The organism is Bacillus mojavensis (genome assembly GCF_012648005.1).
Taxonomy (GTDB): domain Bacteria; phylum Bacillota; class Bacilli; order Bacillales; family Bacillaceae; genus Bacillus; species Bacillus mojavensis.
This window is the reverse complement of record NZ_CP051464.1, coordinates 1-14,386: the sequence shown is the minus strand read 5'-3', so window position 1 is coordinate 14,386 and position 14,386 is coordinate 1. Positions and strand designations below refer to the sequence as shown.

Below are 14,386 nucleotides of genomic sequence, written 5' to 3'. Positions count from 1 at the left end.
ATTAGAAATTTGGTTAAGTCCTCGATCGATTAGTATCTGTCAGCTCCATGTGTCGCCACACTTCCACCTCAGACCTATCAACCTGATCATCTTTCAGGGATCTTACTTCCTTGCGGAATGGGAAATCTCATCTTGAGGGGGGCTTCATGCTTAGATGCTTTCAGCACTTATCCCGTCCGCACATAGCTACCCAGCGATGCCCTTGGCAGAACAACTGGTACACCAGCGGTGCGTCCATCCCGGTCCTCTCGTACTAAGGACAGCTCCTCTCAAATTTCCTGCGCCCGCGACGGATAGGGACCGAACTGTCTCACGACGTTCTGAACCCAGCTCGCGTACCGCTTTAATGGGCGAACAGCCCAACCCTTGGGACCGACTACAGCCCCAGGATGCGATGAGCCGACATCGAGGTGCCAAACCTCCCCGTCGATGTGGACTCTTGGGGGAGATAAGCCTGTTATCCCCGGGGTAGCTTTTATCCGTTGAGCGATGGCCCTTCCATGCGGAACCACCGGATCACTAAGCCCGACTTTCGTCCCTGCTCGACTTGTAGGTCTCGCAGTCAAGCTCCCTTGTGCCTTTACACTCTGCGAATGATTTCCAACCATTCTGAGGGAACCTTTGGGCGCCTCCGTTACCTTTTAGGAGGCGACCGCCCCAGTCAAACTGCCCACCTGACACTGTCTCCCCGCCCGATAAGGGCGGCGGGTTAGAAGGTCAATACAGCCAGGGTAGTATCCCACCGATGCCTCCACCGAAGCTGGCGCTCCGGTTTCCAAGGCTCCTACCTATCCTGTACAAGCTGTACCAACATTCAATATCAGGCTGCAGTAAAGCTCCACGGGGTCTTTCCGTCCTGTCGCGGGTAACCTGCATCTTCACAGGTACTATAATTTCACCGAGTCTCTCGTTGAGACAGTGCCCAGATCGTTGCGCCTTTCGTGCGGGTCGGAACTTACCCGACAAGGAATTTCGCTACCTTAGGACCGTTATAGTTACGGCCGCCGTTTACTGGGGCTTCAATTCGCACCTTCGCTTACGCTAAGCGCTCCTCTTAACCTTCCAGCACCGGGCAGGCGTCAGCCCCTATACTTCGCCTTACGGCTTCGCAGAGACCTGTGTTTTTGCTAAACAGTCGCCTGGGCCTATTCACTGCGGCTCTCTCGGGCTTTCACCCTAACAGAGCACCCCTTCTCCCGAAGTTACGGGGTCATTTTGCCGAGTTCCTTAACGAGAGTTCTCTCGATCACCTTAGGATTCTCTCCTCGCCTACCTGTGTCGGTTTGCGGTACGGGCACCTCTCACCTCGCTAGAGGCTTTTCTTGGCAGTGTGGAATCAGGAACTTCGCTACTAAATTTCGCTCGCCATCACAGCTCAGCCTTACGGGAAACGGATTTGCCTATTTCCCAGCCTAACTGCTTGGACGCGGATATCCAATACCGCGCTTACCCTATCCTCCTGCGTCCCCCCATTGCTCAAATGGTGAGGAGGTGGTACAGGAATATCAACCTGTTGTCCATCGCCTACGCCTTTCGGCCTCGGCTTAGGTCCCGACTAACCCTGAGCGGACGAGCCTTCCTCAGGAAACCTTAGGCATTCGGTGGAGGGGATTCTCACCCCTCTTTCGCTACTCATACCGGCATTCTCACTTCTAAGCGCTCCACCAGTCCTTCCGGTCTGGCTTCACAGCCCTTAGAACGCTCTCCTACCACTGTTCGAAGAACAGTCCGCAGCTTCGGTGATACGTTTAGCCCCGGTACATTTTCGGCGCAGAGTCACTCGACCAGTGAGCTATTACGCACTCTTTAAATGGTGGCTGCTTCTAAGCCAACATCCTGGTTGTCTAAGCAACTCCACATCCTTTTCCACTTAACGTATACTTTGGGACCTTAGCTGGCGGTCTGGGCTGTTTCCCTTTCGACTACGGATCTTATCACTCGCAGTCTGACTCCCAAGGATAAGTCATTGGCATTCGGAGTTTGACTGAATTCGGTAACCCGGTAGGGGCCCCTAGTCCAATCAGTGCTCTACCTCCAAGACTCTTACCTTGAGGCTAGCCCTAAAGCTATTTCGGAGAGAACCAGCTATCTCCAGGTTCGATTGGCATTTCACCCCTACCCACACCTCATCCCCGCACTTTTCAACGTGCGTGGGTTCGGGCCTCCATTCAGTGTTACCTGAACTTCACCCTGGACATGGGTAGATCACCTGGTTTCGGGTCTACGACCACGTACTCATGCGCCCTATTCAGACTCGCTTTCGCTGCGGCTCCGCATCTTCTGCTTAACCTTGCACGGGATCGTAACTCGCCGGTTCATTCTACAAAAGGCACGCCATCACCCGTTAACGGGCTCTGACTACTTGTAGGCACACGGTTTCAGGATCTCTTTCACTCCCCTTCCGGGGTGCTTTTCACCTTTCCCTCACGGTACTGGTTCACTATCGGTCACTAGGGAGTATTTAGCCTTGGGAGATGGTCCTCCCGGATTCCGACGGAATTTCACGTGTTCCGCCGTACTCAGGATCCACTCTGGAGAGAACGAAGTTTTGACTACAGGGCTGTTACCTTCTATGGCGGGCCTTTCCAGACCTCTTCATCTACCTCGTTCCTTTGTAACTCCGTATAGAGTGTCCTACAACCCCAAGAGGCAAGCCTCTTGGTTTGGGCTAATCCCGTTTCGCTCGCCGCTACTCAGGGAATCGCATTTGCTTTCTCTTCCTCCGGGTACTTAGATGTTTCAGTTCCCCGGGTCTGCCTTCTCATATCCTATGAATTCAGATATGGATACCACTCCATTACGAGTGGTGGGTTTCCCCATTCGGAAATCTCCGGATCAAAGCTTGCTTACAGCTCCCCGAAGCATATCGGTGTTCGTCCCGTCCTTCATCGGCTCCTAGTGCCAAGGCATCCACCGTGCGCCCTTTCTAACTTAACCGTTAAAAAGAATCACTATGTGATATCTTGTGTTACTAATTGAATGTGATGTCTACTGTTATCTAGTTTTCAAAGAACACGTTGGTGGAGCCTAGCGGGATCGAACCGCTGACCTCCTGCGTGCAAAGCAGGCGCTCTCCCAGCTGAGCTAAGGCCCCATTTGTATAAGATGGTGGGCCTGAGTGGACTCGAACCACCGACCTCACGCTTATCAGGCGTGCGCTCTAACCAGCTGAGCTACAGGCCCATCTTAACTTATTCAAGGAACAAAGTTCCTTCAAAACTAAACAAGACAGGGAACGTTCTGTTTATAAGACCCAAGGTCTTATATTCCGTAAATATCCTTAGAAAGGAGGTGATCCAGCCGCACCTTCCGATACGGCTACCTTGTTACGACTTCACCCCAATCATCTGTCCCACCTTCGGCGGCTGGCTCCATAAAGGTTACCTCACCGACTTCGGGTGTTACAAACTCTCGTGGTGTGACGGGCGGTGTGTACAAGGCCCGGGAACGTATTCACCGCGGCATGCTGATCCGCGATTACTAGCGATTCCAGCTTCACGCAGTCGAGTTGCAGACTGCGATCCGAACTGAGAACAGATTTGTGGGATTGGCTTAACCTCGCGGTTTTGCTGCCCTTTGTTCTGTCCATTGTAGCACGTGTGTAGCCCAGGTCATAAGGGGCATGATGATTTGACGTCATCCCCACCTTCCTCCGGTTTGTCACCGGCAGTCACCTTAGAGTGCCCAACTGAATGCTGGCAACTAAGATCAAGGGTTGCGCTCGTTGCGGGACTTAACCCAACATCTCACGACACGAGCTGACGACAACCATGCACCACCTGTCACTCTGCCCCCGAAGGGGACGTCCTATCTCTAGGATTGTCAGAGGATGTCAAGACCTGGTAAGGTTCTTCGCGTTGCTTCGAATTAAACCACATGCTCCACCGCTTGTGCGGGCCCCCGTCAATTCCTTTGAGTTTCAGTCTTGCGACCGTACTCCCCAGGCGGAGTGCTTAATGCGTTAGCTGCAGCACTAAGGGGCGGAAACCCCCTAACACTTAGCACTCATCGTTTACGGCGTGGACTACCAGGGTATCTAATCCTGTTCGCTCCCCACGCTTTCGCTCCTCAGCGTCAGTTACAGACCAGAGAGTCGCCTTCGCCACTGGTGTTCCTCCACATCTCTACGCATTTCACCGCTACACGTGGAATTCCACTCTCCTCTTCTGCACTCAAGTTCCCCAGTTTCCAATGACCCTCCCCGGTTGAGCCGGGGGCTTTCACATCAGACTTAAGGAACCGCCTGCGAGCCCTTTACGCCCAATAATTCCGGACAACGCTTGCCACCTACGTATTACCGCGGCTGCTGGCACGTAGTTAGCCGTGGCTTTCTGGTTAGGTACCGTCAAGGTACCGCCCTATTCGAACGGTACTTGTTCTTCCCTAACAACAGAGCTTTACGATCCGAAAACCTTCATCACTCACGCGGCGTTGCTCCGTCAGACTTTCGTCCATTGCGGAAGATTCCCTACTGCTGCCTCCCGTAGGAGTCTGGGCCGTGTCTCAGTCCCAGTGTGGCCGATCACCCTCTCAGGTCGGCTACGCATCGTTGCCTTGGTGAGCCGTTACCTCACCAACTAGCTAATGCGCCGCGGGTCCATCTGTAAGTGGTAGCCGAAGCCACCTTTTATGTTTGAACCATGCGGTTCAAACAAGCATCCGGTATTAGCCCCGGTTTCCCGGAGTTATCCCAGTCTTACAGGCAGGTTACCCACGTGTTACTCACCCGTCCGCCGCTAACATCAGGGAGCAAGCTCCCATCTGTCCGCTCGACTTGCATGTATTAGGCACGCCGCCAGCGTTCGTCCTGAGCCAGGATCAAACTCTCCGATAAAGTAGTTTGACTGACTACGCACATCGCTGTGCGATTTATTTAAAACTTGAATTAACAGGTACGTTTTGTCTTGTTTAGTTTTCAAAGAACTTTGCGCGCCTCTCTCGAAGCGACTACTTAATAGTAACATTTTTAGTTAACTAGGTCAACACTTTTTTTAAAAAATGTTTTCATCTAGTAATGTCATATCTTTTTTAAAAGACAACAGAAATGATTATACCATAATTCTTCTCACTGTAAAGAGTTTTTGATATAAAAAAGCGCAGCTGGTATAGCCGCGCTTTTTCTTTAACTTTCTTGCGTCTCTTCTTGCTCATTTTCTTCATTATCATCGTTTTTCTCAACTAATGCGACTGTGGCAACATGCTCTTGTTCCGCCATTCTGATGAGACGTACGCCTTGAGTTACGCGTCCGGTAGTTGAGATATCATTGATATCCATTCTGATGAGTACACCGCTGGCAGTAATAATCATCAGATCCTCTTCACCTTTGGTAGCTTTCACCGCTACTAAATGGCCGTTGTTCTCCGTGATTTTACATGTTTTCAGTCCTTTTCCGCCTCGGCTTTGGGTTCTGTATTCTTCAGCCGGAGTTCGTTTACCGTAACCTTTCTCAGTCACGATAAGGACATCAGATTCTTCCTCTAATATTTCCATGCCGACGACAATATCGTCATCAGTAAGGGTGATGCCTTTTACGCCTGCCGCTGTTCTTCCCATTTCCCTAACATCTGTTTCAGAGAAACGAATCAGCAGTCCGTTTTTCGTTCCGATGATGATTTGTTTTGTGCCGTCAGTAAGCCGGACACCCATTAATTCATCATCTTCCCGCAAGCTCAGCGCAATTAAGCCGTTGTTACGGATATTAGCAAACTGAGACAGTGAAGTGCGTTTTGAAATCCCATGTTTTGTTGTGAAGAAGAGATAGAGATCTTCTTCGAATGCGGTGACTGGGATAATTGCGTTAATCCATTCACCTTTTTCTACCTCCAACAGATTGATAATCGGGATTCCCTTAGCGGTTCTACCGTATTCAGGGATTTCATACCCTTTTGCACGATACACTTTCCCTTTGTTGGAGAAGAAGAGAATCGTGTCATGTGTTGAAGTAGAGATCAAATGTTCAACGAAATCATCTTCGTTTGTTCCCATTCCCTGAACGCCTTTTCCTCCGCGCTTTTGACTGCGGTAGGTCGAAGCAGGCAGACGTTTGATATATCCGTTATGTGTCAGGGTGACAACGATGTTCTCTCTTTCGATGAGATCTTCATCTTCAATTGTTTCAAGACCGGCAGTAACGATCTCAGTGCGTCTTTCATCGTTGAAACGCTCTTTAATTTCTGTAAGCTCTTCACGGATGATCTCAAGCACTTTTTCTTCATTGGCCAAGATTTCTTTAAGCTCTGCAATTAATTTAATAAGGGATTGGTATTCTTCTTCAATCTTTTCTCGTTCCAATCCTGTTAAACGCTGGAGCCTCATGTCTAGAATAGCTTGGGCTTGCTTTTCGGTCAGCGAGAATTGTTCAATTAACCCTGTTCTCGCAATTTCAGCAGTTTGAGAGCTACGGATAAGGGATATAACTGCATCAAGATGATCAAGAGCAATCCTTAATCCTTCCAAGATATGCGCTCTTGCCTCCGCTTTACGCAATTCATAAGCTGTACGGCGTCTGATAACGACTTTTTGATGATCTAGGTAATGCACCAGACATTGCTTTAAATTTAATACCTTCGGCTCACCGTCAACAAGCGCGAGCATATTAATCCCGAAGGAGGTTTGCAGGGCTGTCTGTTTGTACAGGTTGTTCAGGATAACATGCGCATTGGCATCTCGTCTGATTTCAATGACAATCCGCATACCGTTACGGTCAGATTCATCACGCAAATCAGTTATTCCTTCAATTTTCTTATCCCTGACAAGATCAGCAATCTTCTCAATTAGACGCGCTTTATTCACCTGATAAGGGAGTTCTGTTACCAAAATTCTTTCTTTCCCTGAAGAAGTTTCTTCAATTTCTGCTTTTGCCCGAATCGTAATAGAACCTCTTCCGGATTCATATGCCTTGCGGATTCCGCTTCTGCCTAAAATTTGTCCGGCAGTCGGGAAATCCGGTCCAGGAATGAATTCCATCAGCTCTTGGATTGTTATGTCCTTGTTCTCGCTTACGGCAAGCACTCCGTCAATAATTTCTCCAAGCTGGTGCGGCGGAATATTTGTAGCCATTCCGACTGCAATTCCGGCTGCTCCATTTACAAGCAGGTTTGGGAATCTTGACGGCATGACAACAGGTTCTCTCTCTGACCCATCATAGTTATCTTGATAATCAATCGTGTCTTTTGTAATGTCTCGCAGAATTTCCATGGCGATCTTAGACATTCTGGCTTCGGTGTAACGCATCGCAGCGGCTGAGTCTCCGTCTACAGAACCAAAGTTTCCATGACCGTCGACAAGCATATAACGGTAGTTGAAATCCTGCGCCATTCTGACCATAGATTCATATACCGCTGAATCACCGTGAGGATGGTATTTCCCGATAACTTCTCCGACGATACGAGCCGATTTTTTATACGGCTTGTCACTCGTCATGCCTAAATCATTCATCGCGTATAAAATCCGTCTGTGAACCGGTTTTAAACCGTCACGCACATCCGGCAGTGCCCGGGATACGATAACGCTCATCGCATAATCCAAAAAGGACGTGCGCATTTCCTGACTGATATTTATTTCACGAACTTTTGGTGTGTTTTGTTCACTCATTAAAAAACCTCCCTGAAGTATCACATGAAATTATGTGGGAGTAGATTGTCCATTATGATCTTCAATACGATTTCGCTATTCTCCATTATATCAATAAACTTATACTTATACACATTAAATTACTAGAATATATAGGTTTTACAAGAATTCCTGGGTCCTATCCAGTTCAGAAAAAAGCCTTATTTCTAATTGGAAATAAGGCTTTTTATTATTAGATGTCGAGATTTTTCACGTATCTCGCATTTGCTTCTATGAAATTTCTGCGCGGTTCTACTTTGTCTCCCATCAGCATTTCGAACGTTTCATCCGCATCCATTGCATCCTCTAGAGTCACCTGCAGAAGTGTTCTTGAGCTCGGATCCATAGTTGTCTCCCAAAGCTGGGTGGCATTCATTTCACCAAGACCTTTGTAACGCTGCAATCCAGGCTTAGGCGTTTGAGGAAGAGTTTGCAACAGTTCCTCAAGCTGCTTGTCATTGTAGGCATATTCAACACGTTTACCTTGCTGGACTTTGTAGAGCGGCGGCTGCGCGATGTACACATAGCCGTTTTCGATAATCTGACGCATATATCTGTAAAAGAACGTCAACAGCAATGTTCTGATGTGCGCGCCGTCAACGTCGGCATCTGTCATAATGACAACTTTGTGATAACGGGCTTTTTCCAAGTTGAAATCTTCCCCGATACCTGTGCCGAGTGCAGTAATCATAGAACGAACTTCGTTGTTAGAAAGAATTTTATCAAGCCTTGCTTTTTCAACGTTCAGGATTTTACCTCTAAGCGGCAAAATGGCCTGGAAATGTCTGTCACGCCCCTGTTTTGCAGATCCTCCGGCAGAGTCACCCTCTACGATATATAACTCGGAGATGCTCGGGTCTTTCGAAGAGCAGTCCGCTAATTTACCGGGAAGGTTTGAAATCTCCAAAGCGCTTTTGCGGCGCGTTAATTCACGTGCTTTTTTCGCAGCCATTCTTGCTCTTGCTGCCATTAAACCTTTGTCAACGATTTTTCTGGCTGCATCTGGATTTTCAAGCATAAATGTTTCCAACGCCGCAGAAAATAACGTATCTGTGATAGTCCGTGCCTCTGAGTTGCCTAATTTTGTTTTCGTTTGGCCTTCGAACTGCGGATCCGGGTGTTTGATTGAGATAATCGCGGTAAGCCCTTCTCTCACATCATCTCCGCTCAAGTTTGGATCATTTTCTTTTATGAGTCCTTTTTTTCTGGCGTAATCATTGATGACACGAGTCAGCCCTGTTTTAAAACCGGCTTCATGGGTACCGCCTTCGTACGTGTTGATATTGTTTGTAAATGAGTAAATATTGCTTGTGTAGCCGTCATTGTATTGCAGAGCGACTTCAACCGTAATGCCGTCCTTTTCGCCTTCAATATAAATCGGCTCTTCATGGACAACTTCTTTGGAGCGGTTTAAATACTCTACATAGCTTTTTATTCCGCCTTCGTAATGATACTCATTTTTGCGTTCTTGTCCTTCACGTTTATCTTCAATCGTGATGTTTACGCCTTTTGTCAAAAAGGCTAGTTCACGAACACGGTTAGCAAGCAGATCATATTCATACTCAGTTGTTTCCGTGAAAATTTCAGGATCTGGAACAAAATGTGTAGTCGTTCCGGTATGATCCGTTTCGCCAATAACCTCGAGATCAGAAACCGGGATACCGCGGTTATAGACTTGACGATGGATTTTTCCGTCACGGTGAACAGTCACATCAAGCTCTGTTGATAACGCGTTAACGACCGAGGCACCTACACCGTGCAAACCTCCGGATACTTTATATCCGCTTCCGTCAAATTTTCCTCCGGCGTGAAGCACAGTCATAATGACTTCAACCGCAGGACGGCCCATTTTCTCATGAATACCGACTGGAATCCCGCGGCCATTATCAATTACTGTGATGCTGTTGTCTTTTTCAATTAGGATATTGATATCTGTACAATAACCGGCCAGGGCTTCGTCAATACTATTGTCGACAATTTCCCATACCAGATGGTGAAGACCTTTACTGTTAGTTGAACCGATGTACATCCCCGGTCTTTTACGAACAGCTTCCAATCCTTCTAGTACCTGTATCTGATTTTCATCATAACTATTTTGCTGCTGTTCCATAGCCACGTTATTCACCTACACTTTTCTTAAACAATATATTCGTTATAAAAAATCACTAAGAATCTATTTCAACCATAAATTGCGCACGTTTTTTTAATGTGCTGGAAGATAAGGGAGAGTAATATATATTCTGAACCGTGACTACGATAGATTTGGGTGTGCCATTTACGGAAGGCACCAGCTTGTGTTTCTGTTTTTTCAGAAATTCTTCAACAATTGGCGACATGTTGGCTTTAAAATCAAAAATGCCAATAATATCGCATGTCGAAACCACAAAATCATCACCTAAATGAATATACAATTGCCCACCTCATTTCTTCACTTCACTAACGCACCGTTTTGCACACGGAACATTCCTGCTTGCCGTAAGGTTTCGTGATCAATGCCATCGACGCTTGTCGTTGTGACAAACGTTTGTACACGGCCCTGGATGGTATGAAGCAAGTGCGATTGGCGATAATCATCCAGCTCACTCAGCACATCATCCAATAGTAAAATGGGATATTCTCCGATTTCTTCATGGATCAGGTCAATCTCAGCCAGCTTAAGGGATAATGCCGTCGTCCGCTGCTGTCCTTGAGAACCGTACGTCTGCACATCGCGTCCGTTCACATAGAAAAGAACATCATCCCGATGAGGTCCAGACAGCGTGACGCCACGCTCAATTTCTTTTTCTCTTAATTTAGAAAACGCTTCTTGATAGCTATCTCCTATTTTCGACAAGTCTTCAGGATCTGATACCTCAAGAGCCGTATGGTACTTCAGCGTCAGTTCCTCAAGCCCTCTTGAGATGCCCGAATGGATAGGCTGCGCCCATTTTTCGAGCTGTGCCGTGAATTGCAGACGTTTTACGACGACTTTTGCGGCAACTTCAATAAGCTGATCAGTCAGAACATCAAGCATTGTTCTGTCAGTTTGTTTTCTTGTTTGCAGCTGCTTCAGAAAGTGATTTCGCTGGGAAAGAATCTTCTGGTAAAGAGAAAGGTCATACAGGTAGACGGGAGAAACTTGGCCGATTTCCATGTCAAGAAACCTCCGTCTCACTTGAGGGCTTCCCTTTACAAGGTTTAAATCTTCCGGCGCAAACATGATGGTGTTGAGGGCACCGACATACTGGCTGAGTTTTTGCTGTTCGATATGATTGACCTTGCCCTTTTTACCCTTTTTGGAGATGACGAGCTGCATCGGAATCGCTCCGTTTTTCTTCATCACTCTTCCCTCTATTTTAGCATAGTCTTTGTCCCATCGGATAAGTTCTTTGTCATTTGAAGTCCGATGCGATTTTGCCATGGACAAGACATAGATCGCTTCCATGAGGTTTGTTTTCCCCTGGGCATTTTCTCCAATGATCACATTTACTTTATTTTCAAATTGAAGTTCAGCATGTTCGTAGTTGCGGTAAGATGTCAGTTCTAAGTTCTGGATATGCAATCAGTGTCACCCGCTTTAATTGACGACTTGAAATGAACCAAATCCTTCAATCTCTACCACATCTCCAACATACAGCTTTCTGCCGCGGCGATTGTCCGGCTCATTGTTTACAAGCACTTCATGCTCGCTCAAAAACCACTTTGCCATACCGCCTGACTGAATCACATCGGCTAATTTCAGAAATTGACCGAGTGTAATCATCTCTGTATCAATAGAAATCGGATTTGCCATTATATCGACCTCTTTCAAATATCACTAATATCTAATTGTACTAAAAAAAAACGAATTAGGGAAAGGGAAAACTTGACGGAGCAGATACCGAATAGAAAAGCTGCCGAACAGGTCGGCAGCCGTATATCGGATTAATAGGTTCTGACAGGGAGGATAAGCTGTACGATTGTTTCATCATTCGGCGTGCGAATTAAGAAAGGTCTCATAGCTCCTGTAAAGCTGACACGTATCTCTGCTCCTTCAAGCACCTTTAATGCATCCAGCATATATTTTGGACTAAAAGAGATATTTAATTCCTCACCCTCAATCTGATCTGCAAGAACTGCTTCCACAACTTTTCCGATTTCAGGTGAATTAGAAGAAATCTCAATTGATTCAGCAGGCTTTGCAGAAAGCTTCACCACGTTATTGCGTCCTTCTCTGGCTAATAGAGATGCACGATCAATCGCTTGAAGGAATTCTTTTGTGTTCACAATGATTTCTGTCTTGCTTTCTTGCGGAATAAGGCTCGTTGTATCTGGGTAATTTCCATCCAACAGGCGCGAGAAGAACAAGACGTTTTTTGCTTTAAACAGAACCTGGGTTTCTGTAATGACGATATCAACTAGTTCTTGGTTGTCATCTAAAATTTTGCTGAGTTCAGTTAAGCTCTTACCCGGTATCACGACGTTATAGGATCTGTCTTCTGAAATATCAAGTTTCGCTTTTCTTAAAGCCAAACGGTGGCTATCCGTCGCAGTGCATAATAATTCACTTTTCTCCACTTTCCAGTTTACACCTGTCAATACAGGGCGTGTTTCTGAGGTGGACACCGCAAACACTGTTTGTCTAATTAGGTTTTTTAACAAATCCGTAGGAATCTGAATCGCATGATGCTCTTCGATCTGCGGCAAATGCGGATATTCATCAGCATCAAGTCCATTTAGGTTAAATTCGGCTTTTCCAGAGCGGATAATCGTCAGATATTGATTTTGCACTTCGATTTCTACAGCTGCCATCGGGAGTTTTTTTACAATTTCGCTAAAGAAGCGGGCTTGTAATACAATGCTGCCTGGCTGTTCAATCGTAACGATTTCTTTATCTCCCTCTTCTTTCGGAATAAAAGACTCAATGGAAATATCAGAATCGCTTCCTGTAAAAGATACCCCTTCATCTGAGGCAACGATCTTAATACCGGTCAAAATCGGAATTGTAGTTCTGGATGAAACTGCTTTTAACACATCTTGGACACTTTCAACAAGACGATCTTTTTGAATCGTAAATTTCATTTTTATCCTCCTAACGGATAATGTATTAATATATATATTTTTTTTAAAAAAAGTAGTAGAAGTAATAGTAGGGCTTGTGGATTTGTGGATAAGTTGTGAAAAAGACAGGAAACACAGCCTATCCACATGTGGACAGACTGTGCATGACTGTAGAAAAGTTATTCACACTTCTCCCGATTTATCCCCGGCCCTATTATTTAAGCTGTTCCTTAATTTCTTTTACATGCTGCTGAAGCTGTTCATCATCTGCCATCAGTTTTGAGATTTTTTCATGCGCATGAATAACGGTTGTATGGTCACGGCCACCGAATTCCTCCCCAATTTTAGGGAGAGAGGAGTCAGTCATTTCTCTCGATAAGTACATAGCGATTTGACGCGGGAATGCTACCGATTTTGTCCGTTTCTTTGCTTTGAAATCCTCAAGCTTAATATTGAATTGCTGGCCTACTACTCTCTGAATTTCTTTTATTGTAATCACTTTCGGTTTTGAGGAAGGAATAATATCTTTTAATGCCTCGGCGGCCAGATCGGCATTAATGTCTTTATTAATTAAAGATGAATACGCAACGACCCTGATTAATGCCCCTTCCAGCTCCCGAATGTTGCTGTCGATTTGATTTGCGATATAAAGCATAACCTCGTTCGGAATATCCAAGCCTTCCGCTTTGGCTTTTTTTCTTAAAATCGCGATTCTCGTTTCTAAATCAGGAGGCGTGATATCTGTAATCAGACCCCATTCAAAGCGTGAACGCAATCTGTCTTCAAGTGTCGGAATTTCTTTAGGCGGTCTATCACTTGAAATGACGATTTGTTTGCTTTCTTCGTGCAGCGTGTTGAAAGTATGAAAAAATTCTTCTTGCGTTTGTTCTTTCCCGGCTAAAAATTGAATATCATCTATCAAAAGCACATCAACATTTCGGTAGCGATTGCGGAAATCAACTGCTTTATTATCCCGAATAGAGTTGATGAACTCGTTAGTAAATTTCTCAGAAGACAGATAAACCACTTTGGCAGAAGGATTATGATCTATTACATAATGGCCGATCGCATGCATTAAGTGTGTTTTCCCTAATCCAACGCCTCCGTAGATAAATAAAGGGTTGTATGCTTTTGCAGGTGCTTCCGCTACTGCTAGGGAAGCTGCGTGAGCGAATCGGTTTCCAGATCCGATGACAAAAGTATCAAATGTATACTTTGGGTTGAGCATATTTTGAGGAAAATCAGATGTATCTTCTTTTACCGATTTTTTGACTTGCGGTTTTGGCATAAAGTCTTCGACATCTTGATTTTGAGGAATGACAAATTTAATGCTCAATTCTTCCCCGGTTAATTCATATATAGTATCTGCAATGAGATGCAAGTACCTGGACTCCAGCCAGTCTCTGGCAAATTCATTAGGAGCGGTAATTGTCAATGTATCCCCTTGCAGTGAGTGGGCTTTCGTTGATTTCATCCAAGTCTCGAAACTCGGTTTGCTCAATTTTTTTTCGATTTGAGCAAGGGCTTGGTTCCACAGGTCTAATATATTTTCCATCTTCCGGCACGTCCCTCCTTTTCTAAAAAAATAACGTCTTTTTCTGTTATAGAACACAAAAAAAGAGCAAATGGCGGTAACCATTCGTACACATTAAATGTTGAAAACATATAATATAGTAGATAAATAGCTTTTCGACAAATTTCACAAGATGTGGACAACTTTCTACACATGCTGTGTGAAATCAATCCACATCTTAT

At 45.7% G+C, this 14,386-nt stretch carries 7 protein-coding genes, 2 tRNA genes and 2 rRNA genes; all 11 read right to left on the bottom strand.

The genetic code is table 11. The features are described 5' to 3' along the window. Positions 1-9 precede the first annotated feature (9 nt). Positions 10-2,937: ribosomal RNA gene (locus HC660_RS00055) — 23S ribosomal RNA — on the bottom strand. A gap of 81 nt (positions 2,938-3,018) precedes the next feature. Continuing rightward, positions 3,019-3,094: transfer RNA gene (locus tag HC660_RS00050), tRNA-Ala, on the bottom strand. A 12-nt stretch (positions 3,095-3,106) separates the two neighbouring features. Continuing rightward, positions 3,107-3,183 (bottom strand) — tRNA-Ile (locus HC660_RS00045). Between the two features lie 101 nt (positions 3,184-3,284). Beyond that, positions 3,285-4,834, bottom strand: a 16S ribosomal RNA gene (locus tag HC660_RS00040). Together the 16S and 23S rRNA genes with 2 tRNA genes alongside form the textbook arrangement of a ribosomal RNA operon. 288 nt (positions 4,835-5,122) lie before the next feature. Next, entirely contained in the window at positions 5,123-7,594 is a 2,472-nt protein-coding gene (gene gyrA / locus HC660_RS00035; RefSeq protein ID WP_168746733.1) for a DNA topoisomerase (ATP-hydrolyzing) subunit A, read from the bottom strand. 211 nt (positions 7,595-7,805) lie between these two features. After that, complete coding sequence (gene gyrB / locus HC660_RS00030; protein ID WP_010332677.1) at positions 7,806-9,722, bottom strand: DNA topoisomerase (ATP-hydrolyzing) subunit B; 1,917 nt, start codon at positions 9,720-9,722, stop codon at positions 7,806-7,808. Positions 9,723-9,777: 55 nt separating this feature from the next. Further along, complete coding sequence (gene remB, locus HC660_RS00025; RefSeq protein ID WP_010332676.1) at positions 9,778-10,023, bottom strand: extracellular matrix regulator RemB; 246 nt, start codon at positions 10,021-10,023, stop codon at positions 9,778-9,780. Positions 10,024-10,040: 17 nt separating this feature from the next. After that, a complete protein-coding gene (gene recF, locus HC660_RS00020; RefSeq protein ID WP_168746732.1) occupies positions 10,041-11,153 on the bottom strand; it encodes a DNA replication/repair protein RecF in 1,113 nt (370 codons plus the stop codon). A 15-nt stretch (positions 11,154-11,168) separates the two neighbouring features. Next, on the bottom strand, positions 11,169-11,384 hold the full coding sequence (gene rlbA, locus HC660_RS00015; protein ID WP_003219264.1) for a ribosome maturation protein RlbA: 216 nt from the start codon (positions 11,382-11,384) through the stop codon (positions 11,169-11,171). 131 nt (positions 11,385-11,515) lie between these two features. After that, the gene (dnaN, locus tag HC660_RS00010) at positions 11,516-12,652 is read right to left on the bottom strand and encodes a DNA polymerase III subunit beta (protein WP_168746731.1); all 1,137 of its coding nucleotides are present in this window, start codon (positions 12,650-12,652) and stop codon (positions 11,516-11,518) included. A 193-nt stretch (positions 12,653-12,845) separates the two neighbouring features. Further along, positions 12,846-14,186 (bottom strand): chromosomal replication initiator protein DnaA, encoded by a 1,341-nt coding sequence (dnaA, locus tag HC660_RS00005; RefSeq protein ID WP_168746730.1) that lies wholly within the window; start codon positions 14,184-14,186, stop codon positions 12,846-12,848. Between the last annotated feature and the right edge of the window lie 200 nt (positions 14,187-14,386).